At 27.2% G+C, this 16,248-nt stretch carries 14 protein-coding genes; 3 read left to right on the top strand and 11 right to left on the bottom strand.

Annotated features, from left to right (window positions below):
• Positions 1-27: 27 nt before the first annotated feature.
• The 7 genes from CLV86_RS11105 to CLV86_RS11075 form a co-directional block, all read right to left on the bottom strand.
• The gene (locus CLV86_RS11105; protein WP_121052420.1) at positions 28-1,524 is read right to left on the bottom strand and encodes a hypothetical protein; all 1,497 of its coding nucleotides are present in this window, start codon (positions 1,522-1,524) and stop codon (positions 28-30) included.
• 103 nt (positions 1,525-1,627) lie between these two features.
• On the bottom strand, positions 1,628-2,011 hold the full coding sequence (locus CLV86_RS11100) for a VOC family protein (RefSeq protein ID WP_121052418.1): 384 nt from the start codon (positions 2,009-2,011) through the stop codon (positions 1,628-1,630).
• A gap of 52 nt (positions 2,012-2,063) precedes the next feature.
• Positions 2,064-3,113, bottom strand: a complete 1,050-nt coding sequence (locus tag CLV86_RS11095; protein ID WP_121052416.1) for a nucleoid-associated protein — start codon at positions 3,111-3,113, stop codon at positions 2,064-2,066.
• Between the two features lie 114 nt (positions 3,114-3,227).
• Positions 3,228-3,800: a hypothetical protein gene (locus CLV86_RS11090; protein WP_076732189.1), complete on the bottom strand. Its 573-nt coding sequence runs from the start codon at positions 3,798-3,800 to the stop codon at positions 3,228-3,230.
• Positions 3,801-4,033: 233 nt separating this feature from the next.
• Positions 4,034-4,654, bottom strand: coding sequence for an autotransporter domain-containing protein (locus CLV86_RS11085; RefSeq protein ID WP_121052414.1), 621 nt, complete (start codon positions 4,652-4,654; stop codon positions 4,034-4,036).
• A gap of 27 nt (positions 4,655-4,681) precedes the next feature.
• Positions 4,682-5,512 (bottom strand): DUF4412 domain-containing protein, encoded by an 831-nt coding sequence (locus CLV86_RS11080; protein ID WP_121052412.1) that lies wholly within the window; start codon positions 5,510-5,512, stop codon positions 4,682-4,684.
• 21 nt (positions 5,513-5,533) lie between these two features.
• Positions 5,534-5,881, bottom strand: a complete 348-nt coding sequence (locus tag CLV86_RS11075; RefSeq protein WP_076732192.1) for a hypothetical protein — start codon at positions 5,879-5,881, stop codon at positions 5,534-5,536.
• A 128-nt stretch (positions 5,882-6,009) separates the two neighbouring features.
• On the opposite strand from CLV86_RS11075, the gene CLV86_RS11070 reads away from it, so the two are divergent.
• Both CLV86_RS11070 and CLV86_RS11065 read left to right on the top strand, forming a co-directional pair.
• On the top strand, positions 6,010-6,573 hold the full coding sequence (locus CLV86_RS11070; RefSeq protein ID WP_076732193.1) for an RNA polymerase sigma factor: 564 nt from the start codon (positions 6,010-6,012) through the stop codon (positions 6,571-6,573).
• A gap of 2 nt (positions 6,574-6,575) precedes the next feature.
• Complete coding sequence (locus tag CLV86_RS11065; RefSeq protein ID WP_121052410.1) at positions 6,576-7,304, top strand: tetratricopeptide repeat protein; 729 nt, start codon at positions 6,576-6,578, stop codon at positions 7,302-7,304.
• On the opposite strand, the gene CLV86_RS11060 is transcribed toward CLV86_RS11065, so the two are convergent.
• The 4 genes from CLV86_RS11060 to CLV86_RS11045 form a co-directional block, all read right to left on the bottom strand.
• Positions 7,301-10,030 carry a CHAT domain-containing protein gene (locus CLV86_RS11060; RefSeq protein ID WP_121052408.1) on the bottom strand — a complete coding sequence of 910 codons (2,730 nt, stop codon included), beginning with the start codon at positions 10,028-10,030 and terminating at the stop codon, positions 7,301-7,303. The genes CLV86_RS11065 and CLV86_RS11060 overlap by 4 nt on opposite strands.
• Before the next feature lie 14 nt (positions 10,031-10,044).
• The gene (locus CLV86_RS11055) at positions 10,045-10,515 is read right to left on the bottom strand and encodes a hypothetical protein (RefSeq protein ID WP_121052406.1); all 471 of its coding nucleotides are present in this window, start codon (positions 10,513-10,515) and stop codon (positions 10,045-10,047) included.
• Between the two features lie 140 nt (positions 10,516-10,655).
• The gene (locus CLV86_RS11050; protein WP_121052404.1) at positions 10,656-13,094 is read right to left on the bottom strand and encodes a DUF3352 domain-containing protein; all 2,439 of its coding nucleotides are present in this window, start codon (positions 13,092-13,094) and stop codon (positions 10,656-10,658) included.
• 32 nt (positions 13,095-13,126) lie between these two features.
• The gene (locus CLV86_RS11045) at positions 13,127-13,726 is read right to left on the bottom strand and encodes a ribonuclease HII (protein WP_121052402.1); all 600 of its coding nucleotides are present in this window, start codon (positions 13,724-13,726) and stop codon (positions 13,127-13,129) included.
• A gap of 151 nt (positions 13,727-13,877) precedes the next feature.
• On the opposite strand from CLV86_RS11045, the gene CLV86_RS11040 reads away from it, so the two are divergent.
• A complete protein-coding gene (locus CLV86_RS11040; RefSeq protein ID WP_121052400.1) occupies positions 13,878-15,875 on the top strand; it encodes a putative porin in 1,998 nt (665 codons plus the stop codon).
• The last annotated feature ends 373 nt before the right edge of the window (positions 15,876-16,248 follow it).

The raw sequence follows: 16,248 nt of genomic DNA, 5'->3' as shown, positions 1-16,248 counted from the left end.
TTTATGTTAAGTTGTTTAGCTATTTAATTACTCTAAAGTCATAAAAATTTTTTTCTTTCTACCGTCGCTCATCATAATAAATTTATCTAACTCAAAAGTACCATAGTTTGGTAAATAATAGGTGTTACCTCTATTGTCTTGTATTTTATTGTATGAAACTTCTCCGTTTGTAGTGTATTCAAAATCGTATAGTGCAGAAGATTCAAACCATCCTTTAGATACTTTTGTTCTGCCATCGTTTTTTTCTGTAAGATTCTTACCAGAGTTTAATACAACATGTAACTTGTCGTTTTTTAAAAAAGTGTTATAAGACGGTACATTTGCTCTTTTAAAAATGCTTCTTCCCCAAGCTAGCTCTCCACTTGGGCTAAATTTTAATATTAAAATATCGTCGTAATGGTAAGTTGTTTGCCAATAACCACCAGACATTCCAGTTTGTACATAAACTTGAGTAATATAAAACTCTTCGGCAATTAAAAAAGTGCCTCCTTTACTGTCTGTTAAAACATAATCTATGTAAAAATTTCTTAGTTCTTTCTTTTTCTTGTTTTTTCTTTTAGCGGTTCTGTAGCCATATAAATCTTCGTAAACTTGTTTAGGTAAGGCTTGTGCTTTTTTAGATTTTACATTAAAATTATTAGTGTCTATAACAAAATCGCACCCACCTTTTATTCGTCCTACATTTAATTCTGAATAGAATCCCATTAAATGTAATTGATTATTGTTTTCTGAAATACTAAGGGATTGTATATGTTCGTCTTTTAATTCTAATACTAGCTCTGTATTACTGTCTTTTGTTATTTTGTTTAAAACAAACTTGTAATTAGCATCTCCATTAAACTTTTTATTAGAGCGTCCTTTTAAATATAGTTTTCCTAAAGAATATACTGTGCCGTTATTGTCTATATGTAAATCGTTATGTTCGAAGTTTTTCTTTTCGCTTTCTTGGTATGCTTTTGTATAAATTAGTTTTTCGGTTTCTGCATCAAATACACGAATAGTGTATGAGTTTTTATGTTTTCTAATATTATCTGTAGCTATGGCAAAATATTTACCATTGTTAGATAATGCAAAACTGGTATTGTGGTTTTTTCTGGAGCCAAATAAACTTTGTTTTTTCTCGACAGTAGTGCTAAATATTGTAGATTTATTATAAGATTTTGTGTTTAAATTTAAAGTATGACAGTAAACAATACGTTCGTCTTTTTTGGGAGCAAATACGGTAAATAGTTTTATGGTATTGTTATAAAATAGATCACCAACATAAGTTTCTTTTTTATCGCTTTCTACAACTTTAGAAAATGTTTTATTGAGATTACTATCGAAAATATCGAAAAGGAAATCTCTTTTTGCGTTTCTTACAATTCCTGTTTCGCCAGAATTATTAGTATGTATTGTTAAGACATCTAAAGATTTTACTTTGTCTTTATATTCTGCACTTTCGCTAACTTTTAAATTGGTAGTAGATTGTGAAAAGCTTAATTGTACTATTAGTAATAAGCTTAGAATAAGTAGTTTTTTCATTTTGGTTTTTAGATTAGGAATTTAAAATTAAGTGATTTATAGCAAAAAAAAAATGACTAATTATTAGCGTTTATAATGTAGTCATTACGTAAATATATGGTATTTATTTGGCATCATTAACTTCAACCCAATAGCCGTTTGGATCTTTAAAGTAAACTTGCTTAACACCATCGTTTCTAACGTAAATTTTATTTGGCTCGTCTACCCAATTAAAATATTTAATATTTAACTGCTCTAAATGTAAAACAAAGCGTTCTATGTTTGTGGTGTTTAATGCAAAATGTACAGCTTTGCTAATTTTTATTTCGTCTTTTGGACGTGGAATTAAATGTAACTCTTTGCCTTCTCCAAGAGAAAGCCATCTTGTTTTAGAGCTAGAAGCTGTATTTTTAATTTCTTTTAAATTAAATACTTTTTGATAAAACGTTATAGATTGATCTACATCTTTTACAGAAAGTGCTATGTGGTTAAATGTAAAGGAGTTCATTTTTTAAATGTACGATTTTAAACATTAATGTTTGTTTTAATAAAAATACATTTTATCCTTCTGCATTAAAAAATACTTTATAATAATGCATTTTCTTTTCTTCGTCATAACCACGTTCTAAGTATTCGCTAGCGGCGTCTGGTGCGTCTATATCTAATTTTATTTGAATATTAGTATCGAGTTTAATATCAGTTTTTATTTTCTTCTTGTCCTTTTTTACTACAGCTTCGGCTAAATCAAACTGGTTACGTAGTAAAATGTTTTGTTCACCTTCGTATTCTTTTTTAAAATCTTCAAAAAGACGAATGTGAGATTCCTCGGTAAAAATTTCTTCTTTAAAATTTTCGACGTTAATTATTTCGTTCTCTTTAAAATAGTCTATTGTTTTTGCAAGAAATATATTTCGTTCTTGCTCGCCATAACTAGGCTTTAAAATTTCGGTAGAAAATTCACTACACATGTTCAAGTAATTGTGTGTGTGATTATTCATATCATCGGCATACTTAATATTTAGGAACTTTTCTAGCCAATATTGTGCATCGTAGCTGTTATTGTCTACACTTAAAACAATATTACCTTCCATATCTGTTTGGTTTAATATTAAGCAACCTTTGTCTACTTTTTTAGACGAGATTCCTTTTTGTACCAAAACATCATAACTATTGTCTTCTAAATAGGTTTGAAAGAAATTTATTTTATTTTCAATTTTAAAAATACCAATTGCGTTAGTAACCATTTCTTTATATTCTATACCCTCAAAAATAGCCACTAAAACATCTCCAGTTTTTATTTGTGCAGAGTTGCTTTGCTCGTATAAGTGTTTTACTATGTTTTTTGATGTTTCTACAAAAGCATCATCATCGTTAAAAATAGTTTTAGCGTAAGCATTAATTTCGTTTAACTCTACATTGGCATGATGGTTAAAACGGTAGCTTTGTACAGCACTACCAAATGGTCTTAATAAAAAAGGCAACATAAGTTCGTAGCTTTCTTCATCAAAATGTACTTCTTTATCTGAAAATGCATTTTTTGTGTCGTTATGTTTATTACCTACTTTATGAATTATAAATTTTGAAATACTTGCTTGGTTACGATTAATCATTGTAAAAAATAAGATTGAAAATGAAGTACAATAGTAAACATTTAAGTAGAAAAAAGGAATAAAAAAAACCGAAGACTTTTGCCTTCGGTTTTTAAATTTAAAGAAAATTAGTAATTAATATGCAATACCATAATAGTCGCAAACAGCTTGATAATCTTTAATATCTATACCAGCTTGAGCAAGCTCATTGTAAATTTGTTGTTTACCGTTATTAGTTTTTCCTGCTGTTGTACTTGTAGATTCTATAATAACAACTTTAAGAGTTTGTAAGTTTCCAGCTGTAACGGTATAGGCAGAACCAGATGCATCTTGGTAATCTAAGTCCATTCCACCATCATAAAGTGTGACATGTACAGAAAAGTTAAAGGCAATAGTATCGTAAGGGCAAGGTATTGGAACCCATACAGAGTTGTCCTCTGTTAAATAACTTAATACAACATCGTTATCTATTACATCTTGTGTAAGTTCTGTTATTGCTACAGAGTCATAAGAACCTGCAAAAGTTGTAGCATCAAAAGTTAATGTTTGCACATTGGCATTACCATCTACACCATTTGCTCCGGCAGGTCCTGCAGGACCAATGGCTCCATCTTCACCATCTTCTGGAGAGCATGAGAAACTAAAAGCTACTAATAAAGCTAATAGAAAATATTTTGTTGTTGAAATTGTTGTTGAAATTGTTTTCATGATTTTAATTTTAAAATGTGATTAATAGTTTATTTACCATTTAATGTTATCAAGAAAAAAAGGTTAACATAAAGACTAAAAAAAAATAAAAATAATTGCATTTAAGCTTTGCTAAAGGTTATAAACAAAAAGAAAAAGAGCCGAAGTTTTAACTTCGACTCTTTAACAAACTAACCTAAAAATGAAATCTATTTAATAGTTATAAAGGGAAAATAAAAATTGATATAATGTTTTTAAAAATAAGCTGTAAAACCTACACTAAAATAAATGGTGTTTAAAATAATTTTATTGTCTTCAGAGCTTCCTTTGGGTTTTTGACTTTGACTTGTATAATTTATTGCAGGTTCTATTGCTACATGATCGCCTATAAAAAAGGAATATCCTGCAGTACCACGTAAAGCAAAAATGCTAGATTGCATGTCTCCAAAAGCAGATGTGGTTTTAGATGTACCAATAGCTGCTGTAACTTCTGCAAAAACTCCTATGTCAAAATAATATCGAGCAAATGGTCCAGCAGAAAGAGCATTAGAAGTGGTTTCTCCGTCAAAACCTTCTATTTTACTAGTGGTAGTTCTTACTTCAAGTTCTAATCCAGCAGTAACTTTATCTGTAATAAAATAACCTAATCTTGGTGTTCCTGTAACTTGAAATGTTGAGCCTACATCGTTTGTAGTGCCTCCAATTTTAGATTTTTCGTTTGTAGAAATTACACCAATTGTTCCATTAGCATAAAAGTTGCCTTGAGTTTTAGCGGTAAAACTTTCTTGTGCAGTACTTATTAATGTAATAAAGAATAAGGTTATAGTGATTATTAATTTTAGAGTTCTGTTGTTATATGTGGTTTGTATATTCATAATTATTATTATTTAATTGATGTGTGATTACATTATTTTTTTATAGTTAGTTGTGTCTATAGAGAAATTTTCTTCCTTTAATAAAACACAGTTCATAGTTGTAGTTTTTGCTTTTCTTCTAGAAGTGTCTGTTATTTTCATTTCCATTGGTAAGCCATTAACTAAAGACATCCAGGTTTGGTCCATTCCTTTTTTTTGTTTTGTTCTGTAAAAAGTTTTAGAAAATGAAACTCCTGCATTTTCTGTAACCCAAACATTGCCATGTAAATCTTTACCTTTTACATTATACTCTTTGCAGGTGTAACCTAATATTGTTTTTGTATTACCTGTTGCTGTTACAGAATATTCTGTGTCTTCAATAGCATCATTTGTTATTTTATCCAAATTCATATTCATGGACATTAATGTTTTGTCTCCTTTATTATCCATAAACATGAACATGACTTCTTTTTCTAAATCCATTACTGTAATTGTTTTATTTTTTAAATCCGGAATTTCGAAGCCTAAGTAGTTGTTAGATTTATTAAGATAATAGGTCATATTTAGAGGTTTTTTACCATCGCTTATTTCCATATTATATTTATGGCTAAATTGATATGAGTTTTCTGGAATAGCGTTAGACATGCCAAATAACTTGCCACTAGTTTTATTATTTTTTGTTTTACTTTTTTTTGAATTATTAAATGTAGAGTCGAAAGCTTTGTCTGTTTCGCGTTCTGCCTTTTCTTCAACCTTTTTTTCTAAAGTGTTTTCTACAGCTTTCTCGGCTTTTTTAGATAATTTTTTCCAAATTTGAGCATTAGTAGTTGTGCTAAATGCAATTATAATAATGGTTAATAATGTTTGTAAAGTTTTCATTTTAAAACGTGTTTATTTTAATTAATCGTCTGTTTCTTTTGCTTCAAGAATCCTTTTCTCAATAGCTTTACCTAAAGAATCTTTTTGTTTTTGAGTAAGATCTTTTGCTTGTATATGGTATAGGTTTTTGTATTCTGTTTTTTCGGCTTCAGATAAATCAGATTTTTCTAAAAGTTCTAAATAGCCAATGGTTTTTCCGTCTGTATTTCCATCTAAATTAGAACCAAAAACCTGTGATATAACATTGGCTCCCATGTCTAATAAATTGTCTTTTTTTACAAGCGTAGAATCTGCTTTTTTTTCTTGTGCAATGGCAAATACCGAAAAGGCAAAAGCAAGTATTGCTAAAATTATTTTTAAAGTTTTCATATTAAAAATTTTAATTTGTTTACTTCTTAATGCATTAAAAAAGAAAAGGTTAACAGATTGTCTTTTTTATTTAAAAAAAGTTAATTTAGCTAAGCATCTGTTAACCTTTTAAAGCGCAATACCATTAAATGATAAACCAACAAGAGCATATTATCCTGGAAGATTTAAAACAAGGTTCGGATAAAGCACTTAGAAAAGTGTATGAAGAGAATAGAGATAAGTTTATAAATTTTGCAAGGCGATACAATTTGCCACAGGACGATGTGGTAGATATTTATCAAGATGCCTATGTTATTTTTTATAATAATATAATGTCTGGTAAAATAGAAACGTTAACTAGTAGTATATCTACATATTTATTTAGTGTAGGTAAGTATTTAATTTTTGATAAGATGAAAAAGAATAACAAAAAGGTAGGCTCAAATTTCGACTTATCTATTGTTAGAGATGATGATAAATTACTAGAAACGTTTGAAATTGAAGAACAAGCTTTAACTCACGAACAAGAATTATTGCGAAAGCATTTTTCAAGTTTAGGAAAACAATGTCAAGAGTTATTAAACCTGTTTTATTATAGAGGTTTTACAATAAAAGACATTTTAGAACAAGGGAATTATAATAATGAAAACGTAATTAAGAGCGCAAAGTCGCGTTGCATGAAAACTCTTAAAGAACGTATTAATAGCAACTAATAATGACTAACGAAGATTTACTATATCGATATTTTTCTAATAGTTTAAACGAAGACGAATTAATAGTCTTTAATAAGCGTTTAGAAAGTGATGCAAAATTTAAAGCTGATTTTGAATTTGAAAACAATTTAAAACAAGCAATTAAAAAAGAGAATTCAAATAAGCTAAAAGAAAAACTAAAAGCTTTTGAAGCAGATATTTCTACAACTGAAACTTTTAAGAAAAAATCAAAATTTAATTGGCGTATTGCTGCATCAATAGTATTTTTTCTTGGAGCAAGTTGGTTTGGATACAATTCTTTTTTTGGTGTAAATTATAACAGTTTGTACGATGCTAATTTTAGTAACTATCCTAATACCGAATTTCCAATAACACGAAGCGATACAATTGATTCTTTCGAGCGTAAAGCTTTTGTGGCGTACGAGGCTGGAGACTTTGATAATGCAATATCTAATTTTAAAATTATTCCTATAGAAGAACAAAAACCTTATCAAGCTTTTTATAAAGCTCAAGCGTATTTAGAAATAGGCAATTTAAAGGAGGCAAAAAATATATTTAATAATATTATTAATAAAAACAGCACATTTGTTGCAGAGTCACACTGGTATTTGGCTTTAATAGCAATTAAAGAAAAAAATAAAATAGAGGCTACCAAACAATTAAGAATGTTAACCGAGAATTTTAATTACAACAAATCTAAGGCTGAAGCACTTTTAAAAGAATTACACTAATTTTTACGTTTTAGATAGAGTAGAAGTAATAAAGCTAAAGCAGTAGCTATGCCAAACCAGAGCCAGTAATTTGTAGTATTTAAGGCAACAATATTTCCAGAAATAATAAAGCCAGCCCAATAATAAGGATGGTTAAGTGCATTGTCTCTATTATTATTTATAAAATTAACTTGCGCTTTTTGTAAAGCACTGTTTTTGGTGCTTCCTTTAGATAGGTTTAAATAAAAATTATCCATTAAATTTGTAGCAGAAGCATCGTTAATTTTCCATAAAGTACTAGCAATACTTTTTGCGCCACTAAAATAAAAGCCACGAGCTAAACTCATTAAACCTTCTCCACGTTTTAATTCTCCAATACCACTTTCGCATGCACTTAATGTTACTAAGTCTGCATTTAATTTAAGATTATAAAGATCTTTAGTATAAAGTAAGTTTTCTTTTCCTGGATTTTCCGAAAAGGCTAAAAAAGAATATTCGGGATTATAATCATTAAAAACAGCATGAGTTGCCAAATGTAAAATACTATATTTAGGACTTTCTGTATTGAATTTAGTTAAGGTAGCATTTTCGTTTTTTAAAGCACTTCCCTTAAAATAATTTAAACAATTGTCTGCTTCCTTTTTGTTATTAGGTAAAGGTAATAAAGAGTTGTTGTTGCTAAAGCTTGGAGCAAAAGCTAATAAATTATGGTTATTTATTTGCTTGCTTTGCAATTGCTTTAATAAGGTTGCGGAATTTATATAACTAACAGTATGATTTTCTATTAAATACTTAGAGTTATTATCTATTAATGTAGCAAACGGAATATAATTTAATAATCCATCTGGAATAATAATTAAATTTTTATGCATTAAAGAAATAGGAGCAATAGTGTTTTTGTGTAATGTTTTAAGTCGATTTTTTAGCTGGTTTAAATTAGACTTTGGGTTACTAAGCATTCTGTATGTTAATTCTATATCGCTTTTAATATTAGAATTTAAAGATGTTTTTATTAATTGATTATTATTTCTAGAAACAGAAATAGTGTATAAAGCGTTTTCTCCAAAGAAATAAGATATAAGTTGCTCGTTATTGTTAAGCATTTTCTTTGTTTCGTTTAATGTAATAGCTTGAAAGTTGTATTTTAAATTATAATAATTTTTATAATCTGTTTCAAGTTTTTCAACAAATTTGCGATGTTTAATTTTTAAATTAAAGAGCTCATCTTCTAGAGTTTCGTTTTTATTACTGTTAATTTTTTTTTCTAAACTTGTAATTTCGTTTTTTAATATTTCTTCTTCTTCTAATATTTTTATAGGAATATTTGCATACTCTGTAGCTTTACTGTTTAATAAAGCTTCTAATAGTAAAACACTTTTACTTTTTTCGGTATATAAAAAAGCTTTTTCAATATAATTGTTTTTCTTACTTTTTATGTTTAGCTGGTAAGCTGCGTTTATTCCATACTCAAATAAAGGAAAAGCATTTTCTATTAAAAAAAGCTTATCATTATTATTTTTAAAACTTGGTTTTAGTTCATCTAAAATAGAAGAGGCGTAATCTACAGTTGCTATAGTTTTTTTAAAATCTCCAATATTATTTAATGTGTTTGCTTTTAATTTTAATGTTTTTAAAAGGTGTATATTATTTATGCTCGATTTTATAGAATCATTTTTAAAAAACTGTATGGCAGTATTAAAATTGTTTAATGCTAGATTGGGTTTGTTAAATTTTTGTTGCAACTCGCCTATGTTGGTATAGGCTAAGCCTAAATTTTGATTTTTGTTTTTTGCAGTTGTAGCGTAGTTTTTGTAAAAATATAAAGCTTTATTTAGTTCTAAAATAGCCTTGCTGTAGTTGCTTTCCTGGCTATAAATTTGGGCGTTTAGCTCATGATAAGTTGTATTGTATAAATGGTTTTTATTTAAATGTTTTTTAGCAATATTTAAATAGTATTTAGCGGAATCAATTTTAGATAATTCAATATAATTTTTTGAAATATTAAAACTAGAAGACATTATAGAATTTGGACTGTTTTTAGATATATGGTATGCAAGAGATTTTAAAAAATAAGCATTGGATGCAGTGTGCTTTTTTTCTTTTTTTAAAACTTCGGCAAGTAAGTTGTAGTTATAAAAAATAGAACTTTTATTCGTACTGTCTATTTTTTTTAATAGTCTAATATTTTTTTGGTATAACGAGCTGGATTCAGATAGTTTTCCTTCATCTGCATTCATTTTTGCAATGTAGCTATATGCAACAGATAAAAAAGTTTTATTTTTTTTTAATGTTTCACTATCCTGGTTTTCTGTGTCATCAATTATATTTTGAAAATATTTTTTTGATGTATCGTAATTGTTTAGTCTAAAAAAATAAAAACCATAATAATAGTTTATATGGTTTTTATATTTAAGTGTGTTATCTAGTTTGTTAAAATAATGCTCTTGTTTATTATATAAAGAATCTATGCTCTTTAAAATAATTTTTTTTTTGTGTAAGTTATTATAATGAAAAGCTATGTTATAACTTTCAAAATAGGCATCCATTGCGTATTGCCAATGTTTTTTTTGCTTAGAAAGCGCAATGCTTTTTTGTAAATAAAAATATCCGGAATCTTGATCTTTAAAGGCTACAGAAATTGCTTTGTTATATAGCGTTTTAATAGACTTCTCGAACTCATTATTTTTTTCTTGCGAAAAACTAAAGCAGGTTATAATTAAGAAAATGGAGGATAAGATGTTTTTCATTATTATGAATAATCTTATTTAAACTTTACAACATAAGGTCTTTTGTTTCCAGATTTTACTTTTAATTTATTTTCACCATTACATATAGATGCTTTTAATTTTTTTAAAGAAAATATTAAACTTCCATCTTTGTTGGTTTCTAAATCAGATTCTGTAAACTTTTGCACTTCTTTATTGTTCTCATCTAGTAATATAATTGTAATATTTTTTGTGCCTTTTTTAAACGTAACATATCTTAATGTAGGGCAACAATCTGTATAAGAACTGTCTGGGCAAGGTGGTAGAGGATCTCCACCTCCAATAGGAATAGAATCTAAAGAGGTTGTGTTCTCGTACCTTTCGTCACTGTTTTTTTTGTGTAAGGTAAATAATTGAGCTTCTGTTAAGTGATTTTGCTCGGATAATTTAATACTTTCTTTATCATCATTTTTACAAGAGTTTGCTAAAGTAAATAAGAAAAATAAAGCTAAAATAGCTGCTTTCATAAGTTTTTGTTTTGTGTTATATTAACTTAATGTTTGGAGCAGTCTAAAGTTAACATTTTTTTTGTAAAAATGTTATAATTTGCTGTAATAGATTGAAATACTGTAAAATAAACAGTTGTTTAGTGTAAAGAGTAATAGATTTAATTTATTTCATACAGTAAAATATTATTACTATCGCCTTTAGTAATAAATTCTAAGTTGGCATCTTTATCTATGTTGTCAAGCTCTATTGTAGAGTTTCCATATACAGGAAAATTTTCAATAGATTTTGCTTGACTATCAAACAGTAATACTTTTTGAGATTGCAAATCTGTAACCGAAACATAAATTTTATCGTTTAAATAAAATATTTTTGGCTTTGTGTAATTTCCTAAATCTAGCTCAAGTGTTTTACTTTTTATATTTAAAATGTTTTCGCTTTGCGATACTAAAGTTTTGGTTGTTGTTGCTAAATGATGATTTTTAGATAAGTTAAATGGTTTAGTTGTTATATTTCCTTTTTGGTCGATACTCACTATTTTTCCATCGTTAGTCGTTGTTGTAAATGTATTGTTGTAATTAAAAACAGCTTCGTTAGAAAACTCTATATCTGAGTTAACTTTAACTCTAGTTAATCCTCTTCTTGTTAATATGTTAAGTTTTTTATCTGTTTTAATTATTATATAATCTTTATTTCCAATCCTTATATGTTGAGGTTGGTGGTTTATCTCGTTTTTAGCCGAAGAGAATTTAAAACCTTTAACTGTTTTGCCTTTAGCATCATATAATAGAACATTTTTACCTTGTGTAACAAATAGTCTGTAGTTCTTTCTTTTGTCGTAATCGAATACCGAAAGTGGTTGTGTAATTTTATCATTAAATTTTAATGGATATCCAGTTACATCACGACCAGTTCTATCTAATAAATAAACTCTGTTTGGTGTAGCAAACGCTAATTGTAGTCTGCCATTTTTATAAATGTCTATCTGTTCTATATTACCTAAAACAGGACCGTTTAATTGTTTTTTCCAAAGAATATTACCAACATTACTAATTAAGTATAGCTTATTGTTGATGTCTTGTACAACAATTTCTTTTTGTTTTGTTCTATGGTTGGTTACAAATTGTGGATTGTTTAATAAATCGGCATCCAGTTTAATATTTAAAAGTTCGGTAACAGCATTGGCTTCAGCTTTTATTTTGTTTTTCTTGATCGCTCCGTGTAAATGGGCGTAGTGAGAATCGTATACAAACTGTAATGCGGAAAATTTGTAATCTTTAAAATTAGTTTCTAAATGCTCGTTTAAATTTAAATCTATTAAATCCTTTAATTTATCATTATTTAACACCTGTAAAATTGAAGAGGCATTACTTAGATTTTTAGTTATATTTTTATAGTAATCACGACTGCTTAAAGTGGTTTTATTTTGATAATTCGCAATAATATTTTCAAGAATTTCTTTGTCTTTAGCAAATACAAAAAAGTGGTTTATAACACAGTAATAATCTATATTATTATAATGTATAAATGGATAGAAAGTAGTTTCAAATAAATCTGGTTTACTAAATTCAAAAATAGGAATTTGTCTATAAGTATCAACTTCGTTTTGTTCGCTAATAAGATTATCTTTAGTAGAAATTACATCTATAGAGTTTAATACTATAGCTTGATTTTCTGCAGAGAATATAGTGCCGATTTCAACAATATTATCGAATAAGGAGGTATTTATTGTACTATCATTTTTTTTATTTAAACTATCTAAGTTAGATTTAAAGGTTCTAAAACTATTAAAAGTAAAGCTTAAAAAGCCGTCACAATTATTAGGAGCAATCTTAGCTAATTCATTTTCTTGAGGAATGGTGTTTTTAAAAGCGTTTATAAATTTTCCAGAAGAGTCAGATGCTTTAGTGATGCCGTTAAAAAGTATTTCATCTTGAGAGATTACGGCATCAACAGAAGTGTAATTGCTAAAATTTTTATAAGAAAGAGTTTCAGAGTAAAAAAAAGAAGATATTAAGTTATTATTTGTATTGCTTAAAACTATAGAAATTGGTTTGTTTTTATCTATAGTATTAATAATTTTTTTTAAATTTTTATTCTCTTTTTTTTGGTTTAAAAGGCTTAATAATAGTTTGCTACTTGATGCAGCAATAGCGACACTATCTTTAAAAGTAGTGTAAAGTTCTTCGTTATTAAAGGTGATTTTTTTTGCAGAATATTTTTCGATTTTTAAAGTTTCAATTTTATGATTTGGAAAAGAATCTGGCAAAAATAAATTATTAATTTGCTTTGTAGATATGCTAAATTGAAGACTATCGTTATCATCCTTTAGAAAAGAAATTATAATAGGATTTTCTGTATTTATATATTTTAAATGATTTAATTTTTTTGAAACATTTTTATAAACAGAAGATTTAGAAATACCACTAATAAAATTGTTATTATTAATGTTAGTTTCTAAGCTTTCAGTATCATTTATAGTCGCAATAATAGAAGCTTCATCAGGAATAAAATCGTAAATAGATGCTTTTTTATTGCTAATAGTATTGCAACCAACTAGTGTAATTAAAAAAATTAAAACAATATAAGTACGCTTCATTATATAATAGAGGGATTTTTGCACATTCAAAATTACAATTCTAATTTTAATTGTTCGGGTAAAAGCCTAAAGCTTTTTCTGTGATATTTTGTAATACCATATTTTTTTATGGCTTCTCGGTGTTCTTTAGTAGGGTAGCCTTTATTTTTTTTCCAATTATACATTGGATATTCTTCATGAATTTTATTCATATATTCATCTCGGTAGGTTTTTGCTAGAACCGAAGCAGCGGCAATACTTAAAAACTTACTATCTCCCTTTATAATAGTTTCGAAAGAAATATCATTTAAAGGTTTAAATCTATTTCCATCTACAATAATAAATTCAGGAGTAGGGTTTAATTTTAAAATAGAGCGTTGCATGGCTAATATTGAAGCGTTAAGAATATTAATTTCATCAATTTCATTTTCAAAAACATGAGTAAAAGCAAAAGAAATAGCTTTATCTTCTATAATAGGCTTTAAAAAATTACGTTTAATTTCAGAAAGTTTTTTAGAGTCATTTAAAACACTGTTTTTAAAACTATTAGGTAAAATAACAGCCGCTGCTGTAACAGGTCCAGCAAGGCAGCCTCTTCCAGCTTCATCAGTTCCACACTCTAGTTTAAATTTTGAAAATTTTAATTTTAGCATTTATAGTATTCTTAACAAAAAACAGTTTTATTTAATATAGATTGCGTTTCTAATTTTATTTGCCAAACAAATAGAGATATTTCATATTTTTGACAAAATTTTAAATTTTAACCTGCGTTTACTTAGCAAGGTTAAAAATAGATATCATTTAATGAATAAAATAATTTTTACATTTTTTTTAATATGTTTTGTAAGCATTTGCACTGCTCAAACTCGACCAAAAAGAACACTTAGTCAAAATAATAGTCAAAGTCTAGATGCTATTTCAAGTAGTAGCAGCGATAGTTTGTCTAATAATAGCACAAGAAGTACTAGTATAGATAAAATAAAAAATAAAGATGCAAAAATTACCGACTACTTAATTATATCTTATAAAAACGATACTACATATGTAGATACAACACTTACTATACAAAAGGAGTATAAGTATAATTATCTTAGAAAAGATGAATTTAATTTAATGCCTTTCTCTAACATTGGGCAAACATATAATACTTTAAGTCAGGATTTTGAAAGTATTTCTTTAATGCCGCAGTTTGGAGCAAGAGCCAGACACTTTAATTATATGGAGATTGAGGATATTAATTATTATCATGTTCCAACTCCGTTAACAGAGTTAATGTATAAATCTGCATTTGAGCAAGGTCAGTTATTAGACGCTTTTTTTACAGTGAATACTTCAAAACAATTCAATTTTTCTATAGCTTATAAAGGTTTACGCTCTTTAGGTAATTATCAAAATCTACTAACAAGTACAGGTAATTTTAGATTTACAACAAGTTATAAAACTAAAAACGAGAAATACATAGCAAATTTGCATTTCGTTTCTCAAGATTTATTAAATCAAGAAAATGGAGGTTTAACAGACGATAGTGTTGCTTTTTTTCTTTCAGATGATGAAGATTTTGATGATAGAGCTGTACTTGAAGTTAATTTCCAGGATGCAGAAAACATTTTAAAGGGAAAAAGATTTTATATTAATCAGAGATATAATATAATCAATAAACAGGATTCTCTTTCAAGTAATAATTTAAATGTTACACATATAATGTCTTTAAAAGATAAAAATTATATGTTCGAGCAAACTACTCAAAACGATATTTTTGGATCAGCATTTAATAGTACTAATCTTAAAGACGAAGTAACACTAGAAGAACTTAGTAATCAATTACAATTAAACTATTCAAATAATATAATTGGAAATTTACAATTTAATGCAAGCCATACAAATTATAATTATGGATACGATAAATTAGTTGTTTTAAATAATAGTTCAGTTAATAATACTATTACTAATAGGTTAAAAGGAGATATTTTTGCTGTTGGAGGTAAATATAAAAAACAAATTAAAGGATTTAATATTCAGGGAGAATTAGGAGTAAACGTTTCTGGAGACCTCTCTGGTAATTTTGTTAAAGCATCAACCTCTTATAAATTAAATGAAGATTTAATTGCTTCTGCTCAAATCAATCATAATACCGCTGCGCCAAACTATAATACATTATTATATCAAAGTGATTATGTAAACTATAATTGGGAAAATAATTTTAATACTGTAAAAACACAACAATTGTCTTTTGGTTTAAAATCAAAAAAAATAGCAAACATAAATTTAGACCTAACTACAATTAATGATTATGTGTATTTTGGTGTAAATGAAACAACCAAGTTGGTAAACCCATTTCAAAACGATAAGTCAATAACGTATTTAAGATTAAAACTTAATAAGGAAATTAAATATAAAAACTTCGCTCTTAACAATACCGTGATGTATCAAAATGTACAAGACGAAAATCAAGTTTTTAATGTTCCAGAAATTATAACAAGAAACACATTATATTATTCAAACCATGTATTTAAAAAAGCAATGTACCTTCAAACAGGTATTACTTTAAATTATTTTACAAAATACAATATGAATGCTTACGATCCTGTTCTAGCAGAATTCTATACGCAAAATGATCAAGAATATGGAGGGTTTCCACGTTTAGACTTTTTTGTTAATGCAAAAATACGCCAAACAAGAATATATATAAAAGCAGAGCATTTTAATGCAGCTTTCACTGGGCATGATTATTTTTCAGCACCAAATACTCCATTCCGCGATTTTAAAGTGCGCTTTGGACTCGTTTGGAATTTCTTTTTATAGTGCTCAATATTGTGGTGTTTAGTGTAATTCTTTTTTATTTAATATTCATCCTTTAAATACTCACCTATAATTAATATACTATTGGTGATCATTATCCTCAAATAGTAATGGTGTATTTTAATAATTAGTTTAATCTATTGTGTCAAGAATAAAATAGCTTATTTATAAAGATGTTTTGTCCTATATTTTTTTTATTTCTGCTAGTTCTACCTTAGCAAAAACTTTTGTTATAATATGTATATTTCTTACCTACTATAACCAGACAATAAATTAAGAGGTTTTCCCATTAAAAATCGTGTATATATAATAAGGACAAATAGTAGAATAAAATTTTAAAAAAAACAGAGTGTATAATGTGTTGATTAGAAGCTTT

The organism is Lacinutrix venerupis (genome assembly GCF_003663945.1).
In the GTDB taxonomy this organism is placed as follows: Bacteria; Bacteroidota; Bacteroidia; order Flavobacteriales; family Flavobacteriaceae; genus Lacinutrix; species Lacinutrix venerupis.
This window is presented reverse-complemented; position numbering and strand designations above follow the sequence as displayed.

Bases quoted from the DNA above. Each gene is read 5' to 3' on its own strand.
- CLV86_RS11105 (WP_121052420.1), bottom strand. From the start codon at position 1,524: ATGAAAAAACTACTTATTCTAAGCTTATTACTAATAGTACAATTAAGC.
- CLV86_RS11100 (WP_121052418.1), bottom strand. From the start codon at position 2,011: ATGAACTCCTTTACATTTAACCACATAGCACTTTCTGTAAAAGATGTA.
- CLV86_RS11095 (WP_121052416.1), bottom strand. From the start codon at position 3,113: ATGATTAATCGTAACCAAGCAAGTATTTCAAAATTTATAATTCATAAA.
- CLV86_RS11090 (WP_076732189.1), bottom strand. From the start codon at position 3,800: ATGAAAACAATTTCAACAACAATTTCAACAACAAAATATTTTCTATTA.
- CLV86_RS11085 (WP_121052414.1), bottom strand. From the start codon at position 4,654: ATGAATATACAAACCACATATAACAACAGAACTCTAAAATTAATAATC.
- CLV86_RS11080 (WP_121052412.1), bottom strand. From the start codon at position 5,512: ATGAAAACTTTACAAACATTATTAACCATTATTATAATTGCATTTAGC.
- CLV86_RS11075 (WP_076732192.1), bottom strand. From the start codon at position 5,881: ATGAAAACTTTAAAAATAATTTTAGCAATACTTGCTTTTGCCTTTTCG.
- CLV86_RS11070 (WP_076732193.1), top strand. From the start codon at position 6,010: ATGATAAACCAACAAGAGCATATTATCCTGGAAGATTTAAAACAAGGT.
- CLV86_RS11065 (WP_121052410.1), top strand. From the start codon at position 6,576: ATGACTAACGAAGATTTACTATATCGATATTTTTCTAATAGTTTAAAC.
- CLV86_RS11060 (WP_121052408.1), bottom strand. From the start codon at position 10,030: ATGAAAAACATCTTATCCTCCATTTTCTTAATTATAACCTGCTTTAGT.
- CLV86_RS11055 (WP_121052406.1), bottom strand. From the start codon at position 10,515: ATGAAAGCAGCTATTTTAGCTTTATTTTTCTTATTTACTTTAGCAAAC.
- CLV86_RS11050 (WP_121052404.1), bottom strand. From the start codon at position 13,094: ATGAAGCGTACTTATATTGTTTTAATTTTTTTAATTACACTAGTTGGT.
- CLV86_RS11045 (WP_121052402.1), bottom strand. From the start codon at position 13,726: ATGCTAAAATTAAAATTTTCAAAATTTAAACTAGAGTGTGGAACTGAT.
- CLV86_RS11040 (WP_121052400.1), top strand. From the start codon at position 13,878: ATGAATAAAATAATTTTTACATTTTTTTTAATATGTTTTGTAAGCATT.